The sequence below is a fragment of the Serratia sp. KG1D genome, from assembly GCF_037150675.1.
GTDB lineage: Bacteria > Pseudomonadota > Gammaproteobacteria > Enterobacterales > Enterobacteriaceae > Serratia > Serratia nematodiphila.
On record NZ_JBAGIH010000001.1, the window covers coordinates 1,649,448 to 1,667,682 of the forward strand.

Annotated in this window: 15 protein-coding genes and 1 pseudogene; 10 read left to right on the plus strand and 6 right to left on the minus strand. The window is 51.4% G+C overall.

Features of this window, described 5'->3' with window-relative positions; genetic code table 11:
• Window positions 1-3: 3 nt before the first annotated feature.
• The 3 genes from WFM45_RS08130 to WFM45_RS08140 form a co-directional block, all read right to left on the minus strand.
• Complete coding sequence (locus WFM45_RS08130; protein ID WP_166729990.1) at window positions 4-945, minus strand: sugar phosphate isomerase/epimerase family protein; 942 nt, start codon at window positions 943-945, stop codon at window positions 4-6.
• Window positions 946-955: 10 nt separating this feature from the next.
• Window positions 956-2,131, minus strand: a complete 1,176-nt coding sequence (locus tag WFM45_RS08135) for a Gfo/Idh/MocA family protein (protein ID WP_082996796.1) — start codon at window positions 2,129-2,131, stop codon at window positions 956-958.
• Between the two features lie 66 nt (window positions 2,132-2,197).
• Entirely contained in the window at window positions 2,198-3,121 is a 924-nt protein-coding gene (locus WFM45_RS08140; RefSeq protein WP_103085276.1) for a substrate-binding domain-containing protein, read from the minus strand.
• Window positions 3,122-3,438: 317 nt separating this feature from the next.
• On the opposite strand from WFM45_RS08140, the gene WFM45_RS08145 reads away from it, so the two are divergent.
• The 5 genes from WFM45_RS08145 to WFM45_RS08165 all read left to right on the plus strand — a co-directional run bounded on the left by WFM45_RS08145 (window position 3,439) and on the right by WFM45_RS08165 (window position 10,647).
• The gene (locus WFM45_RS08145) at window positions 3,439-4,449 is read left to right on the plus strand and encodes a LacI family DNA-binding transcriptional regulator (protein WP_336955075.1); all 1,011 of its coding nucleotides are present in this window, start codon (window positions 3,439-3,441) and stop codon (window positions 4,447-4,449) included.
• Window positions 4,450-5,474: 1,025 nt separating this feature from the next.
• Window positions 5,475-6,110, plus strand: a complete 636-nt coding sequence (locus WFM45_RS08150; RefSeq protein WP_336955077.1) for a DUF2971 domain-containing protein — start codon at window positions 5,475-5,477, stop codon at window positions 6,108-6,110.
• A 251-nt stretch (window positions 6,111-6,361) separates the two neighbouring features.
• Window positions 6,362-7,606: an ABC-three component system protein gene (locus tag WFM45_RS08155; protein WP_336955079.1), complete on the plus strand. Its 1,245-nt coding sequence runs from the start codon at window positions 6,362-6,364 to the stop codon at window positions 7,604-7,606.
• Window positions 7,599-8,348 carry an ABC-three component system middle component 1 gene (locus WFM45_RS08160; RefSeq protein ID WP_336955080.1) on the plus strand — a complete coding sequence of 250 codons (750 nt, stop codon included), beginning with the start codon at window positions 7,599-7,601 and terminating at the stop codon, window positions 8,346-8,348. The genes WFM45_RS08155 and WFM45_RS08160 overlap by 8 nt, the downstream gene beginning before the upstream one ends.
• Entirely contained in the window at window positions 8,320-10,647 is a 2,328-nt protein-coding gene (locus tag WFM45_RS08165) for an AAA family ATPase (protein ID WP_336955081.1), read from the plus strand. The genes WFM45_RS08160 and WFM45_RS08165 overlap by 29 nt, the downstream gene beginning before the upstream one ends.
• Window positions 10,648-11,147: 500 nt before the next feature.
• Here the strand turns inward: WFM45_RS08165 and WFM45_RS08170 are convergent, their stop codons facing one another.
• Window positions 11,148-11,489 (minus strand): GrpB family protein, encoded by a 342-nt coding sequence (locus WFM45_RS08170; RefSeq protein WP_166729994.1) that lies wholly within the window; start codon window positions 11,487-11,489, stop codon window positions 11,148-11,150.
• 271 nt (window positions 11,490-11,760) lie between these two features.
• On the opposite strand from WFM45_RS08170, the gene WFM45_RS08175 reads away from it, so the two are divergent.
• Window positions 11,761-12,138: a VOC family protein gene (locus WFM45_RS08175; protein WP_156866007.1), complete on the plus strand. Its 378-nt coding sequence runs from the start codon at window positions 11,761-11,763 to the stop codon at window positions 12,136-12,138.
• Between the two features lie 85 nt (window positions 12,139-12,223).
• Here WFM45_RS08175 and WFM45_RS08180 read toward each other — a convergent pair whose 3' ends face one another.
• Window positions 12,224-12,682: a YbaK/EbsC family protein gene (locus WFM45_RS08180; RefSeq protein WP_016927702.1), complete on the minus strand. Its 459-nt coding sequence runs from the start codon at window positions 12,680-12,682 to the stop codon at window positions 12,224-12,226.
• A 168-nt stretch (window positions 12,683-12,850) separates the two neighbouring features.
• Between WFM45_RS08180 and WFM45_RS08185 the strand changes: the two genes are divergently transcribed.
• On the plus strand, window positions 12,851-13,276 hold the full coding sequence (locus tag WFM45_RS08185) for a DUF2231 domain-containing protein (protein ID WP_021503704.1): 426 nt from the start codon (window positions 12,851-12,853) through the stop codon (window positions 13,274-13,276).
• A gap of 10 nt (window positions 13,277-13,286) precedes the next feature.
• The gene (locus WFM45_RS08190; RefSeq protein WP_048323501.1) at window positions 13,287-14,588 is read left to right on the plus strand and encodes a PQQ-dependent sugar dehydrogenase; all 1,302 of its coding nucleotides are present in this window, start codon (window positions 13,287-13,289) and stop codon (window positions 14,586-14,588) included.
• A 40-nt stretch (window positions 14,589-14,628) separates the two neighbouring features.
• On the opposite strand, the pseudogene WFM45_RS08195 reads toward WFM45_RS08190, so the two are convergent.
• Window positions 14,629-15,206, minus strand: a pseudogene (locus tag WFM45_RS08195) (class I SAM-dependent DNA methyltransferase).
• Window positions 15,207-15,450: 244 nt separating this feature from the next.
• Here WFM45_RS08195 and WFM45_RS08200 point away from each other — a divergent pair.
• Window positions 15,451-15,837, plus strand: a complete 387-nt coding sequence (locus tag WFM45_RS08200) for a DUF2946 domain-containing protein (protein WP_232471597.1) — start codon at window positions 15,451-15,453, stop codon at window positions 15,835-15,837.
• A 224-nt stretch (window positions 15,838-16,061) separates the two neighbouring features.
• Window positions 16,062-18,110 carry a TonB-dependent copper receptor gene (locus tag WFM45_RS08205; protein WP_443005515.1) on the plus strand — a complete coding sequence of 683 codons (2,049 nt, stop codon included), beginning with the start codon at window positions 16,062-16,064 and terminating at the stop codon, window positions 18,108-18,110.
• Window positions 18,111-18,235 lie beyond the last annotated feature (125 nt).

Genomic DNA, 18,235 nt, shown 5'->3' on the forward strand with positions numbered 1-18,235 from the left:
AGGCTACTGGCTGATCGTCTGCTGCAGCGCCTGAACGGAAGAGGCGATGCCGGCATCGACCGACATGGTCAAGTCTTCCATCTCCAGCGACACCCAGTCGTTGTAACCCATCATGCGCACCACCGAGAAGAATTCCTTCCACCACTGCAGATCCCGGCCGCAGCCGACGGCGACATAGTTCCAGGCCCGGCCGGCCACCTCGTCTATCGGTTTGGTCTCCAGCAGCCCGTTGATCTCGACGACGCCGCGCTCCAGGCGCACGTCCTTGCCGTGTACATGGTGAATGGCGGGGCCGAGGGCGCGAGCCACCGCGATGGGATCCGCCCCCATCCAGATCAAGTGGCTGGGATCGAGGTTCAGGCCCACCATTGGGCCAACGGCCTCGCGCAGCCGGAACAGCGTTTCCGGGTTCCACACCAGCATGGCGCTGAAGTTTTCCAGCGCAAAGCGCTCGACGCCGCACGCTTTGGCTCGGGCGACCAGCGCCTGCCAATAGGGGATCGCCACCTCATTCCATTGATAGTCCAGACAGTTTTTCACCGTAGGCGGCCAACTGACGGTATAGGTGATCCAGTTGGGGATGGTGTCATGCGGGCTGGCCGGCGGCAGGCCGCTCATCATCACGATCTTCTTCACTCCCAGCAGGCCGGCCAGCTCCAGCGTATTGTCGGTTTGGCGCAGATGACGCTGCCCCAGCTCGCCCGGATCGAGCGGATTGCCGGAGACATTGAGCGCGGCGATCTCCATGCCGCGGCTAGCCAGCGCTTGCTGCAGCCGCCGGCGTTTGTCGGGGTTGACCAGCAGTTCCTCGGTATCCAGATGGGGCGCCGGGGACCAACCGCCGGTGGTCATCTCCACACCGCGCACCCCCAGCTCCAGCAGCCGATCCAGCATCGGCTCGAAGGGTAAATGGCTCAGGCTGTCGGTACAGAACGAAAGTTTCATGGTGCTTTCCTTATTGGTAATTAACCCAGGTGGCGCCGTTGTCGGCGGAACGAACACAGTTCTCAATCCAGCGCACGCCTTCCAATCCGGCATCGATATCCGGATAGATCAGCGCGGCCAGCGTCTGCCGATCGCCGCGCTGACTGGCGCTGATGGCGATGGCGAACTTGAGGTAAATATTGGCCCAGGATTCGGCCAGCCCTTCGGTATGCAATGCGCCGAGCCGTTCCTCGGCCAGCGCGCTGTCGTCCAGATAGGGCATGCCGTGGTGCAGCGTCTGGCTGGGCCGCCCCTGGATCTCATAGCGTAATTCGCCGGGTGTGGAATCACTCCATTGCAGGCTGGCGCGTGAGCCCACCACGCGGATGCTTTGGCTGTCCATCGCGCCCGCGTTGATGGCGGAGGCCCACATGCGCCCGACGGCGCCGTTTTCGTAGTGCATCAGCACCATGGCATTGTCTTCCAGCGGGGCGCGGGAAGGGATAAAGCTCTGGCGATCGCACAGCAGGGAGGCAATTTTCATGTCGGGCATGACCAGCTGTGAGATGTAGAAGGTGTGGGTGGAGATGTCGCCCAGCACAAAGGAGGGGCCGGCGATTTTCGGATCGACGCGCCACTTTTGCGCCTCGAGCGTGTCCGCGCTTTCATTGGCGTTGAAGCCATGGGTGTACTGCAATTCGACCATGCGTATTTCGCCGATGTCGCCGTTCGCGATCATGGCGCGCATCTGCATCAGCAGCGGATGCCCGGAGAAGCCGTAGGTCACCCCGACGATCAGGCCTTTCTCCGCCGCCAGCGCCTTGATTTCTCTTGCCTCTGCCGTGGTAAAGAACAGCGGTTTTTCGCAGATGACATGCAGGCCGGCATTCAGCGCGGCGCGCGTAATTTCATAGTGGGTGCCGTTAGGGGTGGCGATGGTCACCACCTCAACGCCATCTTCGCGGTTGGCCTCTTGTTTCAGCAACTGCTGATAGTCTTCATAGCAGCGTTCGGTGGGCACACCGAGATTGACGCCAAACTCACGTCCGCGCGCCGCGTCGATATCAAAAGCGCCGGCAACCAGCCGATAGGCGGTATTGTCGCGCAGTGCGCCGGAACGATGCTTGTAGCCCACCTGGCTGAGGCGGCCGCCGCCGATCATCGCCCAACGCAGCGGGCGAGAGATGCTTCTTTCACCATTTAACATGCTGACTCCTGATATTGTGGTTTTGCACTCGGGTGCAAAACGGGTTGAAAAGAGAGTGGCAACGGTTTATTTCTGGTTCATCTGTGCAAATTGCGGGTAGTTTTCTCGCGTCACGGTGGCATAAGGCACCCAGTTGTAAGACTCGGTTTTGGCGCGATCCAACATCGCTCGGGTCACTTGTACCGCGCCGATCGCCTGGGCTTTGGCATCCTGGAAAATGGTCACCGCCAGGTCGCCATTTTTGATAAATTGCAGGCCGTCGGGCGTGCCGTCGATACCGGCAACCAGTACGCCGTTCTTTTTGGCCTGCTTCAGCGCCATGATCGCGCCGATGGCCATCTCATCGTTGTTGGCGGCGATCGCATCGATCGGTACGCCGTTCAGCAACCAGCCGGAAACCACGTCGACCGCTTCATTGCGCTGCCATTTGGCGGTCTGTTTCTCTACCACGTTCAGGTCTTTGTGTTTGGCGATCACCGCCTCCACCGCGCGGGTGCGTTCGCGGGTTTCTTCGTTGGAGAGGGCGCCCATCAGGATCGCCACGTTGCCGCGGTAATTCATTTTTTTCGCCAGGGCCTCCATCTGCAGGCGGCCGCTGAGCGCCGAATCGGAGCCGACGTAGGCCGTCGCGCCGCTCAGCCGCACTTCGGGTTTGCGGTTGACGAAGATAAGGGGGATAGCGGCGCGTTTGGCGGCCGCTATCATCGGCTGGACGCCTTGCGTATCAACCGGGTTGAGGATAATGGCGTCCACGCCCTGATTAATCAGATCGTCTACCTGCTGCACCTGCAGGGCGACATCGCCTTTGGCATCGACGAACTGGCCTTGCAGTTGTTGCGTAGCCAGTTCTCGCGCCATTTGGCTGCGCAGGATGGAGACAAAGTTGAGATCGAAATTGGCCAGCGCCACGCCGACCTGATAGCTCTTGGCCTGAGCGGTCACGACAAACAGCGAGCAGGCTAACATCAACAGCAGTCTGGTTTTTTTCATTACGGTATCCTGTTGAGAAGAGAGGTGTTATGTAAAAACAGCGTTTTTGCAACCGGGTGCAAATCAGAAGAAAAAACGGCGATGAGTCTCTGAATGCCAGCGTGAATGTCGGCCATGGATAAAATTCGGTCAACAGGGGAAAGGTGAAAACAGCGCGGACGATCACAAACTCTTTACGCTTTGCACCCGGTTGCACAATAAATTGCAACCGGGTGCAAAAACGATACATAATTGCAGCTGATATGCCGGCAGGCGCTTAGGGGATTTGAGCGAGCAGGGTATAGTTTAACTTCACCGAAGCAGGGATCGACGCAACCATGAAAAAACACCACAAAGCCACCGCCAGCGACGTCGCCGAAAAGGCAGGCGTCTCTAAATGGACGGTATCGCGCGCCTTTACGCCCGGCGCGTCGATCTCGGACAGCGCGCGTGATAGCGTGTTGGCGGCGGCGGCTGAGCTGGGCTATCGGCCAAACTTGCTGGCGCGCAGCCTGTCGCAAAAACGCACGCACATCATTGGCGTGGCCATCGACGAGATGAAGAACCCGCATTCGATGATGATGCTCGATATGGTCACCAAACAGCTGCAAACTCGCGGTTATATGGCGCTGCTGCTGAACATCACTGCGGGGGAAAACTACCGGGCGGTGATGGCGATGGCCGATCAGCTGCAGGTCGACGGCATTCTGTTCCTGGCGACGGTGTTAACCAAAGAGTGGGCGGCGATTGCGCAAGATCTGCATCAGATCCCGCTGGTGCAGGTGTGCCGCAATACTGAAAGCGAACACATTGATGTGGTCAATATCGACGGCTACCGCGCCGGCGAAGAGATCGCTGCGCTGCTGCTAGAACAAGGGCATCGGCGCTTTGGTTACATGAAGGGGCCGGACACGCAAAGCAGCCATTTACTGCGCATGGAAGGCTACCGCGACAGGCTGATGGCCGCCGGCTTTCAACTGGATCGGGTGCTCACCGCCGGCCACTACGATCGCCAACGCGGTTTCCAGCTGATGAGCGAATACCTGCAGGCAACGCCGGAAAGCGAGCGGGTTGAGGCGCTGTTCTGCGAGAATGACGTGCTGGCGCTGGGGGCGCTCGAAGCGCTCAGGCAAACGGCGCCGTCGTCCGCGATGGCCGTGGTGGGCTTCGACGATATCGATGAGGCCGGCTCAGCCAATTGGGCGTTGACCAGCTATAGCCAACGCATCGACCGGCTGGTTGAAGAAGCCTTGAATCGCCTGATCGACAATCGCGCCACGGCAGACGGCGCCTGGCGGCACGGGGAATTGCGGGTTCGGCGGTCGCATTTGGGGGAAAAACTGGCGTGAGGCTTTTTTTTGGTGACGGCGTCACTTTTGAGGTTTGATGAGAACTAAAAGCCTTATGAGAAGGAGTCCTGGGAATAATCAGGTCTCACGAGTGTCATTCTGGTGCAGATTGACTGCCGGAGTTTGCCAGATTTCACGTAGCGCGATCAAAAAGGAGGGCATTTTGACCCATTTTGCAGAGTAGCTTAGCCAAGCCAAGTCCAATTGAAAGAATGCATGGTCAATAACAAAGTCGCTGATAATATGCTTAGAGCGTCTCGGATGAACGCTCAGCGGTGATTCGTACATTTTGACGAATACCTTAGCCACTAACTGAGAATTCAATCTTTGAGCAAAAGCGACCTTAAGACAGAAAAAATGAACTGGATCATCTCAAAATCTTAAGTGATTATTTATTAATCTTTACTTAAATAAAAGCTGTCACAGCTCATCATTTTAAACGTTGCTACTTGATTTTATTAACCTTCATGGCAATCTTAATTCATTGATGAATTGGAGGCCGCATGCGGGGTGCACTGAACCTGAGGGCGGTAGCGTATATCAACTCCAGTTATTCCTACTTTTTCTTATACGATAGTGATGACCATGCTAACAGATGCTGTTCGGCGCAAAGTAAGATTATTTTTTCAATAAATAGTCACCTAGTGAAATTATAGTGTGTGGCAGATGTGATTATCACACAAACTGATTTCCACCGCCGTCATAATAAGCTGGCTTATAAATCGATAAGCGTGACAGCTCGTCTTGCCCGCGTTTCCCGGCTGGAAATCATACGTTTTTGCAAACACAGATCGAGTCGTTAGACGTTATCCTTGCTATAATATGTTAGGATTTTGATTTATTTTATTAAATTCATACAGTAGTAGTATAACACACGGACTAAGTTTTCGTAATCTGGCATGACTGACACTAATTCAAGAGGACGAAATTGAACAAAAAACATTGTAAATAGAATTCAGCTATTTACTTTTTAATTTCTCTAGATTAAGTTAAGAACATGTTTTACCAAAGTGAGAGTTCGCAACATGAGGGTTTATTATTTTACCAAATCAGAGCATGGGTTAGAAAATATTAAATTATCCAGGTTAAAAATATCAACTTTCAATAATTTGAATGATCCATTTGAACTTTTAGGTGTGGAACTATCCGACAGAAATGTCAGAAAAGCCATTCAATTTGAAAAAGACCAATTCTCATCCTCTCATGGATTAATATGCTTTAGTGAAGATTGGCAAGATCCTGTTCAGTGGGCCCACTACGCGGAAAATCATAAGGGTATTTGTCTAGGGTTTGATATAGATAACAAACTATTAAAAAAGGTTTCTTATGTAAAATATCGTCTTAAGTACGAGTTAATTAATTCTAAGGACAAGGACAATAAATTACTAACAACAAAGTTTTATCATTGGAATTATGAAAAAGAGCATAGAATTATAATTCCAATAAAAAAACTTATGTCAGAAAATGGATTGTATTTTCAGTCATTTAGTAACGAAATTAAGTTAAAAGAAGTTATCATTGGATGTCAATCCAATCTAACCCAGTCGGATATTTTAAAAGAATTTAAAATTAAACCTGATAGTGTGCGAATTATTAACACACGACCTGCATTTAGACAATTTAAAATTGTATGGGACCGAAGTAAAAAGTCAACCAAATAAAACAAGCCGATTAATAATTGCAATAGAATTGCTTATTTTTGATAAAATCATTGCTTAACACTCAACATGAGCTACATAGATTAGCACTAGATTACTGGAATCCAAAATCATCCATGGAAAGAAGACAGGTCTTAGAAAAGCTGCACGATAAACAAAAAATCTAAACATCGGATACAGAAATTAGGATCATATTCTACTGAGTTAGAAGGTTACTTCTGACTCTGTCTCTAAATTTTCCTAGGACATATTGCATGTCGAAATCGGCTTCCTCCCATCCTCATACAGCTGCACCTACATGGAGTGGGTTTATTTATCAAGGGCATTTAGCGCTTTATCATTCCATAGAATGTGTGCTCAATAAAATGTCGTTTGAGTTGCAAATCGACAGCATTGATGATTTTGCGATAATTGAAAATGGAATTGCAGTTTCTACGCATCAGGTAAAAGCGCTAGCAGATGATAAAAGAGCTGCCTATAAGGAGGCTCTCGAAAAAGCTGCATCTACTTATATGTTGTGTGATAAGAATACCAAAAGATATTTTCATACATCTGCGCGCCTTGATGATGCTTCTGATTTTGTTGGCAGCAATGAGAATGTCGTTAAATTTTATACTTACGATGGACTGCCTTACTGCTATCTCCAAGATATTGAAGAAAAAACGAAATCAAAAATTGAGAGGTACTTGGTCTCCGAAGAGTTACCTTGTAGTGCTTTTTTAGTGAATTTGAAGTTCGAGGCTTTACAGAGTCATATTGCCGCTCAAGTAATATATATACACGCGTGCAATCAGGATGGGTTAATGAGCGCCGCAGAAGCCGCGTTTACTCAGACTTTAAAAAGTGAGAAGATTGTAGAGTTATTAAACCTCACCGCTACCCATGAAGACGACATTGTATACAAAATGTTCCAAGCCAGGATGGCCGTTTGTAAATCATTGTATGCGTATACCAATACAATGGAAAAAACAGCAGATAGAACTGTTATTCAAAAAGTTGCAAATGTTTACGATCAGATTAAAGAGTTGGGTGATACTCCATTTATATGGTTGTGGAAGTCGTTATGTTTTGGATCTTCCACAATGGTCGTGAGTGAGAACAGTGTTTATGATTATGTGGATGTGATCTACGATATAGATAAAGCACCACTGAGTGAGCAAAAGCCTCCTTACTACAGGTGTTCTGCCGGAGATTTTTATTTGCCAACAGCAATTTCGGCAGACAATGCTCGACGGGAGCATAGGTTTGCTGAAGATCTAATGGAGCAGCTGAAAAGCGATCCAGAACTGATAGATATCTTAGTTGAATATCAATGGCTAATCGCAGCTAGAGCAAATATTTTTTCACCAGCTGAGCGATTTTGTGCAGCTACCGGAGCTTCGCGGGATGCTGTAGAAGATGAGTTTTCATTGATGGGTAAGGATCGTAACAAAATAACTAAAGCCTTTGATGCAAAAATAATTTCAAAGGAAGAGGCGAGGGTGAAGTTGAATGATTAAAGATATTGTTCTACAGGCTGCCTTGAAACATGAGTTTACTTTGTTTAATACCAGTGACTATTCCAAAGCAGATGACGTCACCATAGAGTATTCGGCAGGAGAAAATTTAGCTGGCCTTGAAGGTGTTGATTATAAGTCTTTGAATTATTTTAGTCAGGATAGTGGAGATAGGAAGCGATTCCTCGCTGTGGTTGAGTGTGGAAATATACCATCACCGCAGGTGCTGAATAAATTAGTGTTACTGTATGCTCCTGAAGCATTCAAATCTGATCCTGCTTTCGATAAAAACACCGATCTGATTATTTTGCATAAATTAAGGCGTCGAGCTGATTTTAATGGAATTGAGAGCAAGGTGTTTGGTATTGAAGAAAATCCATATTATTTTAAAAAATATTTTCTTTATTACAGCGAAGAAGAGCTTAGGTTGTTAGAGGGACACAACTTCGAAAGCGTTTCAGCGATGGTTGTCGATGATAGTATGTTTGCAGAATATCGAGATCAACCGCTATCGCCTACATTATATAGTGTCGCGGCGAGAATTTTTATAAAGCTTCCATTTGTAAAGGTTCCTGTTAAGGAAAGCTCACTGAAGCCGATTGATATTTATGTAGAGGAAGCACTCGCCGAGAAAAAATTGACCGATCTTCATCTCAAAATCTTTAATGCTTCTGCATCTGGGATTGAAGCAGACAAACTAATCGAGACTCTGATTCATGAAGAAATGGAAAATATCCAGCCTTAAGATTGAAAATTTCAAGCCATTTGAAAATGCATCTATTGATTTTCGAGCTGCCTCCATGATTACCTTGGATGGCCCCAATGGTTTTGGAAAAACTAGCATATTTGATGCGTTGGAGCTTTTGTTTACTGGCGTTATACAAAGAATTATCAATACAAATGATGCAACAGTTGCGAAACGTTCGCGCAAAAAACAATTTGAAGAAAATATATACTGGAATAGAAATAAAGAAGGCGACATCGCTATTAGAGCTGAGCTCATAAATCAAGATTCAGGAGAGTCAATTTTCCTAGCTCGTGTTGCTACCATAGCGGACCTATCGAACCCGGATAATAATGCACCTGATAACTTCTCTATTTTTAAGCTTTATGAAATAAGCAGTATTGACTCCAATAAGTTTGGAGAGAGTCTTGATTCTAAAGCATTAGAGAGTATTCTAGGAGAGAACTTCTTAAAAAATTTCTCTTTATTGAACTATCTTGAGCAAGGGCAGAATAGATACCTGTACTCGACGGATGCCACTGAAAGAAAAAAAGGCATTGAGCATCTTATTAATACCGATAAATTGACGAGACAGATATCATATTGCTCCGTGTTAGAAAGTATTATTACGGAATCTTATACTGGGAAAGTGCATACTGACCTCCAAGCTGAGTTGAATGAAAAAATTAAACAGCTTAGTGGTCAGTTTCAAGATACCGAGAATACCTTTGACTTCAAGCGGTTAAGTACCGCGCTGCCGTCACCTGGTTGGGATGTTGAACAGCCTCTATCGGCTGTAAATGATACAGATATTGAAACTCTGATACGTGAATTACGGAATATATTTAGAATATATCAGAACTTTGATGAGGTTCTGACGAGAAAGGCTAATAGTAATATTGATGAGTTTTTAAAAAGAGAGGTCGATATAAAGTTGGCTCTTCAGTTGGGTTCTGAAGTAGCTGGATATGAAGGTCTGAAAGTAAAAGAGTCAACGCTAGTAGGGCTGGATCATGATATTTTGATATTCAGAAGACCAGCTTCAGAGATAAATAAAATAGACCTAAACGGTCTCAAGAATGCTGCTGATTTGGTTGGTGTAAATAGTCTCATTGAGGCTCGGGATCTAATTAAATCTGATAATGCAGCTAAGAACGCAAAGCTTGTAAATTTGCTAAATGCTCATGCAGAGTTGCTGCGGCAACACCAAGAATGTGAAGATTTGGAAATTTCCGGTTGTCCATTCTGTGGGTTCTCATGGGCGACTTACGCTGCGTTAGAGGAAGCCGCTGTAAATAATGCGGAAAGAATTCGATCTGAAATAGATGCTTCTGCCCAGAAGCTGGAGGAGACAGTAAGGTCAATACAGGACTTACTAAATTTACAGATAACAGCATTCACACAGCAGCGTGACCTAGTCGCAAAAGATTTCGATAGTGTGCTTTTTAAGGCTCTCACAGCAGCAGAATCTAAGTTCTCAATCATAAGTGAAGTGGCTTTGCAGTTGGAAAATTATGGCGTATCAAAAGATTTTAGTTTTACGGCTGATGATGCAGCTCTGCTGTTACGGTTTAATGAAGCAAAGGGGATTATTGCGACAGCTAAAAAACCAGAAAAGGATGTGCTCCCTTTAGACTGGTCATCTAGCTTAGAGATGGCTTTCTTGAACGCATCAGATATAACCTCACTTAGTGTTTCGGATTTTGAAAATAAAGAATCCTATCTCAGAGCCGCTCATTCTAAATTCAAAAGCGAAGAGTACAAGTCCAAAGTAGCGGAGCTTGATAAGCTCAGTTCTAGGATTGAAGCTGGCAAAAAAATAAAAGCAAAAATTGTTAAGCTTAGGAAGCAATTGGACGAAACTGCGAAGCAGTATGCGAAAAAGACTATTGGTGATATAGAGCTGTTATTCCATATATATAGTGGAAGACTCATACAGAATTATCAGCGTGGGTTAGGTTTGTTTATAGTGAGCGGTAAAGGAGATATACTCAAATTCAATACTGCGCTGAAGTCTGATCATGATGCAATCCTGTCTATGAGTAGTGGGCAAATCGCATCATTAGGTTTGGCATTTTTCCTAACATTGAATAGGGTATATGCGCTTAATCCATTTATACTGATTGATGATCCAGTACAGTCAATGGATGAGATTAACATTGCTTCGTTAAGTGATTTGTTACGGGTAGAGCTTTCAGATCGTCAGATTTTGTTGTCAAACCATGAGATGGAAGTGTCAACATATATGCGGTATAAATTCAAGCGCGCAGGATTGTCTCAAGCATCTGTTTCTATGTTGCCAAGAAATATAACAGAATAAATGTGTTTTAGGGGGGGCGCCTTACAATTAATTTTTTGAGGCGCACTTCTTAGTTGTTTGTTGTGCTTTGCCTAACCGAGCTAATATCAGCCAGTAGTAATATTTGGTCGAGTTTGAGCGAGTTTTTAACAAGTTGTGGGCGGCTCCGCTCCTATAATCGAACTCATTGTGAGCGATGTGTCCCTTGCATGATCCGCCTGGCAGCCTTTGCTGCTTGGACATCGACCCAATACGTGTTTCCCAGTCTACTCGGTAGTGAGTGGGCCTTACGACCCGATGGCAGTATCATTGGCGGTGCTAACGGCGAGAGAGAAGGGTATCGACAGGTTCCTGGGGACGTCACTTGCTTTTGCATCAGTCCCTGAACGATTGGATATTTAACATAATATACATTATGCGCACCTAAGTGCGGGTATGTAGATTATGCGTCCAGGCCTGATTCATGGGGTTTCTTCTGTGGCCAACCAGGCCAGCGCCAACTGCTCGTGCCGTTGAATAAATTAGTTTTTCAACCGGCCATAAGCCGCTGGGTTTTGCCGGCAGTCTTCTGCTGCCTGGTATTTGATTGCCGCGTATTGCTGAGCAACACCATGATGCTTGCGCAGATAATCTCTGAACGCCAAATGCCCGATCGCCTGTTCACTTCCCGCAATAAATGCATGCACGTGATGCGTGCGTTTGCCGTTTCCCTTGATGTCGTAACGCCTGCCGGCAATGCCGTTCTCGCCACGCGGCGTATATCCCATGTCACGCATCCTATCATTCAAGCTATCCAACGCCGGCAGACTTTCAACCTCCAGCAATATACCAATCGTTGGGATCGTGATGATGCGCGCTGACATTTTCCACTCCAATAATGATGACCGGGCATGGTTTCCAATGGCGCATACCTGCCGATATTGGCCAAAAATCCCCTGCTTTTTTGATCGCGCTACGTGAAATCTGATAAAACGTGGCGGCTACGATACTGCAGATTTCTCCCAAACGCGTCATATAAGCGGGCAGTATTTGCACGCTAAATGCGCATTGGCGCGCGTTTCATCACTTTCGGCGCCCACCACGGCGTTGGCTATACTGAATGGGAATATTCCTCCACGCTCCAGGAGCCTCTCCATGTTTGATCATGTGAAATTTGGCGTCAGCGACTTTGCCCTCAGCAAAGCGTTTTTCCTCAATGCGCTGGCGCCGCTGGGCGTAAAGATCGTTGCCGAAGGCGAGCCCGGCTATGGCGTCGAACTTTGTCCCGATGGGGGTAATGTGTCATTGTGCCTGTTTCAAACCGACGAAAAGCCGGCACACCTACACCTGGCATTTGTCGCAAGCAGCCGTGAGCAGGTCGATGCGTTCTACCACGCCGCGCTAAAAGCCGGCGGCAAAGACAATGGCGCGCCCGGTTTACGGCCCAATTACCATGCCCACTACTATGCGGCATTTGTGATCGCCCCGGATGGCCACAATATCGAGGCAGTTTGCCACAATCCGATGGACTAGTGATTTTTCCAGTTAAAACAGCATATTAATCACGAGGTAACGCATTGGATTTAACATAACACAATTGTGACATCGTCACTTAAAGTTACCCCGTCACGTCAATCCATTCTGCTCCGGTGATGCTGGCCAGCCGCTGCGGCGCAATTCTCACGCCTGAGTTATCGCTGCCGCCTGCCGGAAGCACTTCACTGTAGCTGCACAGGCTGCGATCGCAGTAAACTCTCACCGTTGCCGGAGCGGCAAAGGGGCAAACGCCGCCGGGCGGATAGCCGGTCAGCGCCTCCACCTCCTCCGCCGGCAGCATGCGTGCCTTTACGCCAAAAAATTGCTTGTACTTCTTGTTATCGATTCTGGCGGTTCCCGCCATCACCAACAACACCACGCCGTCGTTCACGCGAAACGAAAGCGTCTTGGCTATCTGCCCGCCCTCCACGCCAAAGGCTTCCGCCGCCAGCGCTACCGTCGCGGTGTTCTTTGCCAGCACCGTCACCGCCGTTTCCGGCGCGTGCTCGGCCAGAAATCGCTGAACGCGCTCTACACTCATGCCCTTCCTCCAGATGTGGCTAAGCCATTGATAATGCCGTAGTGACGGTTTCGGTTTTAACATCGCATGCTAAAAATGAGAATCAAAATTGTTCAAATCGGTGAATCTGAACAAAGCTTTAAGGGGCCAACGCCTTTTTTATCTATCATTTTTCATGGAGATAACCGTATGACCACGCAAACGACAGCAAGGCCTTCAGCGGCCGCGGTGGCCGTCTATGAATGGCTCAATCCGATACCCTACGGATTTTTTACCGCGGCGCTCATTTTCGACATCATCTATGCCTGCACGGCGAATATTCAATGGGTCAATGGTGCCAGTTGGCTGATCGCCATCGGCCTGATTTTTGCCATTATTCCCCGGCTGATTAACCTGGTGCAGGTGTGGTTCGGCAGCGGCCGGCTACAGGGCTCATCGGTCAAGCTCCATTTCTGGCTGAATCTGTTGGCCATCGTTCTTGCCATTATCAACGCTTTCGTGCATAGCCGGGATGCGTATGCCGTGGTGCCGCAAGGCCTGGTGCTGTCTGCGATCGTGGTCGCGCTGCTGAGCTTCGCCAACATTCTGCTGGCCGTGAGCGCCCGCGCAAAATAAGGAGGTTTTCATGAAGCTATCATCCATTGCGATTGCGCTTTCGGCCGTGTTGGCGCTGGTCGGCTGCGATAACAGCGCCGTCATTTCGCCGGAACAACAAATGGGGCCGGATCCGGCGTTGCCGGCGGCGCAAGACTTCCTGATGCCGCCGATGCAGGTGCCAAAGGGCGTGGGCTGGCAGCAAAACCAGATGCCCAAAGTCGCCGAAGGCTTGAAAATTGACAAGGTGGCAGACGGTTTGCTGCACCCGCGTCAGTTGCTTACCCTGCCCAACGGCGATGTTTTGGTGGTGGAGGCCAACGGGCCGGGCACCGAAGCGGTCAGCACGCCCAAGCAGCTGATCGCCGGATTGGTTAAGGGCAAGTCAGGTAAAGGGGGAAAAGGCGGTAACCGCATCACCCTGCTGCGCCCAACCGCCGACGGCAGTTGGGAAAAGCATGTCTTCCTCGAGGGGCTCGATTCTCCGTTCGGCGTTCAGCTGATTGGCAACACCCTGTATGTGGCCAACACCGGCAATATCATGCAGTACGCCTATCAGCCGGGCGAAACGCGCATCAGCGATCCGGGTAAAGAGCTGGCCGATCTGCCGGACACCATCAACCATCATTGGACCAAGGCCCTGCTGGCCAGCCCGGACGGTAAAAAGCTGTATGTCGGCGTCGGCTCCAACAGCAACATCACCGAAAACGGCCTGGCCGTAGAGTACCGGCGCGCCGCCGTGCTGGAAGTGGACACCGCCTCCGGCGCCAGCCGCATCTTCGCCAGCGGCCTGCGCAATCCGACCGGGCTGCAGTGGGAACCGCACAGCGGCAAGCTGTGGGCGATTGTCAACGAGCGTGACGAGATCGGCGCCGATCTGGTGCCGGACTACCTGACCTCGGTGCAGGACGGCGGCTTCTACGGCTGGCCTTACAGCTATTTCGGCCAGCACGTCGATCGTCGGGTACAGCCGGCGCGGCCGGATCTGGTGGCGAAAGCCATCAAGCCGGACTACGCCCTCAGCTCGCACGTCGCGCCGCTGGGGCTGCTGTTCTACACCGCGAGCGCTCTGCCGGCCGACTATCGCGGCGGCGCCTTTGTCAGCGAGCACGGCAGCTGGGATCGCTCGCCGCTGAACGGCTATCGGGTCAGCTACGTGGCGTTTGAGCAAGGCAAGCCGGTCGGTAAACTCAAAGCGGTGGTCACTGGCTTTGTCTCCGACGACGAGAAGGAACTCTATGGCGCACCGGTTGGATTAGCGGTCGATAGGGCTGGCGCCCTGCTGATTGCGGATGATGTGGGCAATACCGTTTGGCGCGTCAGCGCTAAATAACGTTAACGTGCAGGTTCCGAAGAACCTGCACGTGACATTGTCACTCAATGCTTTGCGCCAACCAGACCGTTCTTCCCCCGCAGGCGGGATCTTCCACCACATGATCAACCACGCGGAAGCCGTTCTCCTGCAGCAAGCGCGTATACTCCTCAGGCGCCAGGCTGGCGTGAAACAGCGGCTGGCCTTCGAAATTGCCGATCGCCACGCCGTCTGCAGGGCCGCTGGTGAACATCAGTGCGGCATTCGGCTTGGCGTGTCGTCGCGCGCCAAATGGAAGAAGCTGTCCCAGGCCAGCAGGCCGTCGAATCTTGTCGCCAGATTCAGCTGGCGCATATCCATCTGCCGCCACTCCTGCTGTGGAAAACGCTGCCGGCAGCGCGCGATCATCGCCTGCGCACCGTCGATGCCGGTGACTCGATACCCTTGTTCAATAAAATAGGCGGCGATCGGCGCGCCATTGCCGCAGCCGAGATCGAGCAGCCGTGCATTGGCCGGGGTAAGCTGTAAAAAGCGGTCGAGCCACGGCCGCTCAAACAGCGTGATGGGTCTGAGGCGTTCCCAGGCGGCGGCATATTCGTCATAAAGCGGAATAATCGTGCTCGCCAGTTCTTCCGTCATTAATATTTTCCCCGTTATGTTATTGGCGCAGTAAAAATAGCCTTTGGCCAAAATTAACGCGCTTATCCGATAATATATTCATCAACAGGCCGTTGACCAGAAATAAAAGGTTTTAACATTTCGACATAAACCAGTACAATTCCCTACCCTGTGTTAACCCTTTTTTAGGTTGATTGTGTCGTTAATTCAGCCCCATGCATCGCGAAATCGGGCCGCCGCCTGGTTAGGGATGTTTGCCATTCTGATGTTGTTCATTGCGCCGGTGATCTCGCGATCCCTGGAGCATGTACGCGCCGGAAGTGCTGGAACGACCGTCATGGCGGATTGCGGCATGGATATGCCGATACATCACGAGATGCACTCGCCGTCGCCTGAACCTGAAAAAGCCGCGCAGCCGCTGATGCAGCACGGAGGCGGCCACCACAACATGGCGATGATGATGGACGACAGCGCCTGCGGCTACTGCGTGCTGTTGTTGCATGCGCCGCTGCTGGACGTGAGCCACGCCCCGCTGTTCTGGTCCCTGCCGCTGGCTTCACGCCCGCCGCCGATCCACTATCTCGTTCCCCTGTTTGCCCACGTCGTTCACACCGAATTACAGCCGCGCGCGCCGCCCGTCTCTTTCCTCTGATTTAACAATAAGCCCATTGCCGTTCTCTGTATTGCCGTTGATCGCTTCAACCCGGCGGAATTAATTCGCCCAATGGTTAATCATCGAGACGACATTATTAGCCCGGTTATTTCCACGTTCAGGGAATTAACCCCCGTATTTACCGATGGTGATTTTCGCCAGGCCTCCCCACGCCTGAATAATCCCTCGGCCAAGAACGGAAAAAGTTAGCTTAAGGAAAGATGATGTTTAAACCCGTTTATAAAAAGAACGCCGCCACCCGCGCCATTACCACCGCCATGCCGCTGTTCCTGCTGGCCGGCCACGCGGCGCAGGCGCATCAGCACCCTACCGACACACAGGTTAATGATGGCGACGTGATCACCGTCACCGCACCACTCTACTCTCCGCTGACCATCGTGACGTCACCGAAAACTCCGCGCCAGCCGGTGCCCGCCAGTGACGGTTCGGACTATCTGAAAACCATTCCCGGCTTTTCTCAGATCCGCAACGGCGGCACCAACGGCGATCCGGTGTTCCGCGGCATGTTCGGTTCGCGGTTGAAGATCCTCACCGACGGTTCGGAAATGCTGGGCGCTTGCCCATCGCGAATGGACGCGCCCACCTCTTATATCTCGCCGGAAAGTTTCGATCTGCTGACCATCACCAAAGGGCCGCAGACGGTGCTGTGGGGGCCGGGATCGTCGGCGGGCACCGTGCGTTTCGAACGTGAACGCCCGCGCTTCGACAAGCCGGGCGTCAAAGGCAACGCCAGCGTGCTGACCGGTTCCAACGGCCGCTGGGACGAGAATATCGACGCCAGCCTCGGCGCCGAGCAAGGTTACTTGCGGGTGATGGCCAACAAATCCCGCGCCAACGATTATCAGGACGGCACCCATACGCGCGTGCCGTCGCGCTGGGACAAATGGAACGGCGATCTGGCGCTCGGCTGGACGCCGGACAACGATACGCTGCTGGAAGTGACCATGGGCCGCGGCAACGGCGAAGCGCGCTATGCCGGCCGCAGCATGGACGGTTCGCAGTTCAAGCGCGAAAGCCTGGGCATGCGGGTGGAAAAATCCAACATCGGCGAGGTGCTGGATAAGCTGGAAGCGCAGGTCTACTACAACTACGCCAACCACGTGATGGACAACGTCACCCTGCGCTCGCCGGGCAGCGGCGGCCATGGCGGCATGAGCATGGGCGGCCACGGCGGGCATATGATGTCCTCCGGCATGACGATGCAGCTCGATCGCCGTACCGTCGGCGGCCGCGTGATGGGCACCTGGCAGTGGCAGGACGTGAAGCTGGAAAGCGGCCTGGACACCCAAACCAACACCCATCGCAGCATGAGCCGCGGCAGTTGGGAAAAAGACGCCCAGTTCAACAGCTACGGCGCCTTCAGCGAACTGACCTGGTCCACCAGCGAACAGGATAAACTGATCGGCGGCGCGCGTCTCGATCGCATCCTGGTGGAAAACTTCCGCAACGGCGGCGATGCGGAGCGTTCCGACACCCTGCCGAGCGGCTTTATGCGCCTTGAGCACACGCTGGCCGAGCTGCCGCTGATGCTGTACGCCGGCGTCGGTTATACCGAGCGTTTCCCGGATTACTGGGAGCTGTTCTCGCCGAAGCTCGGCCCGAACGGCAGCAAGGATCCGTTCTCCAGCGTCAAGAGCGAGAAAACCACGCAGCTTGATATCGGCGCGCAGTACAACGGCAAGCGCTTCAACGGTTGGGTCTCCGCTTACCTGGGCCGCGTCGATGATTTCATCCTGTTCAAATACGATCCGCACAACGCGCGCCTCAGCCAGGCCGACAACGTCAACGCCAACATCATGGGCGGCGAAATGGGCATGGGCTACCAGCTGAGCGAACACTGGAAAACCGACGCCAGCCTGGCCTACTCCTGGGGTAAAAACACCCGCGACGGCCGCCCGCTGCCGCAGATCCCGCCGCTGGAAGCGCGCCTGGGGCTGACCTACGAGTACGGCGACTGGAGCGGCACCGGCCTGTGGCGTCTGGTCAGCAGCCAAAACCGCGTGGCGATCAACGAAGGCAACGTGGTGGGCAAAGACTTTGCCGAAAGCGCCGGCTTCGGCGTGCTCTCCGCCAACGCCGCCTACAAGGTGAATAAAAACGTCAAGCTGAGCGCCGGTCTGGATAACATCCTGAACAAGACCTACAGCGAGCACCTCAACCTGGCGGGCAACAGCGCCTTCGGCTATTCGGCCAACAGCGCGGTGAATGAACCGGGCCGCACCCTGTGGGCCAAGGTTAACGTCACCTTCTAAGCTATTCACCGGGCGATGGATAACCGTCGCCCGGTCAGGCGATATGCGATCCGGTTCTTAGGATATGAGTTTTAAGTTTTTCCCATTCGGTTAGGCGGCGATTACTATCATTCTCAGGTTAATCA

What these genes read in the sequence shown, in the direction of transcription:
- WFM45_RS08150 (WP_336955077.1), top strand. Translation starts at nt 5,475, where the DNA reads ATGAGGGTTTATTATTTTACCAAATCAGAGCATGGGTTAGAAAATATT.
- WFM45_RS08135 (WP_082996796.1), bottom strand. Translation starts at nt 2,131, where the DNA reads ATGTTAAATGGTGAAAGAAGCATCTCTCGCCCGCTGCGTTGGGCGATG.
- WFM45_RS08155 (WP_336955079.1), top strand. Translation starts at nt 6,362, where the DNA reads ATGTCGAAATCGGCTTCCTCCCATCCTCATACAGCTGCACCTACATGG.
- WFM45_RS08185 (WP_021503704.1), top strand. Translation starts at nt 12,851, where the DNA reads ATGACCACGCAAACGACAGCAAGGCCTTCAGCGGCCGCGGTGGCCGTC.
- WFM45_RS08130 (WP_166729990.1), bottom strand. Translation starts at nt 945, where the DNA reads ATGAAACTTTCGTTCTGTACCGACAGCCTGAGCCATTTACCCTTCGAG.
- WFM45_RS08165 (WP_336955081.1), top strand. Translation starts at nt 8,320, where the DNA reads ATGAAGAAATGGAAAATATCCAGCCTTAAGATTGAAAATTTCAAGCCA.
- WFM45_RS08170 (WP_166729994.1), bottom strand. Translation starts at nt 11,489, where the DNA reads ATGTCAGCGCGCATCATCACGATCCCAACGATTGGTATATTGCTGGAG.
- WFM45_RS08200 (WP_232471597.1), top strand. Translation starts at nt 15,451, where the DNA reads ATGTTGTTCATTGCGCCGGTGATCTCGCGATCCCTGGAGCATGTACGC.
- WFM45_RS08145 (WP_336955075.1), top strand. Translation starts at nt 3,439, where the DNA reads ATGAAAAAACACCACAAAGCCACCGCCAGCGACGTCGCCGAAAAGGCA.
- WFM45_RS08205 (WP_443005515.1), top strand. Translation starts at nt 16,062, where the DNA reads ATGTTTAAACCCGTTTATAAAAAGAACGCCGCCACCCGCGCCATTACC.
- WFM45_RS08180 (WP_016927702.1), bottom strand. Translation starts at nt 12,682, where the DNA reads ATGAGTGTAGAGCGCGTTCAGCGATTTCTGGCCGAGCACGCGCCGGAA.
- WFM45_RS08140 (WP_103085276.1), bottom strand. Translation starts at nt 3,121, where the DNA reads ATGAAAAAAACCAGACTGCTGTTGATGTTAGCCTGCTCGCTGTTTGTC.
- WFM45_RS08175 (WP_156866007.1), top strand. Translation starts at nt 11,761, where the DNA reads ATGTTTGATCATGTGAAATTTGGCGTCAGCGACTTTGCCCTCAGCAAA.
- WFM45_RS08190 (WP_048323501.1), top strand. Translation starts at nt 13,287, where the DNA reads ATGAAGCTATCATCCATTGCGATTGCGCTTTCGGCCGTGTTGGCGCTG.
- WFM45_RS08160 (WP_336955080.1), top strand. Translation starts at nt 7,599, where the DNA reads ATGATTAAAGATATTGTTCTACAGGCTGCCTTGAAACATGAGTTTACT.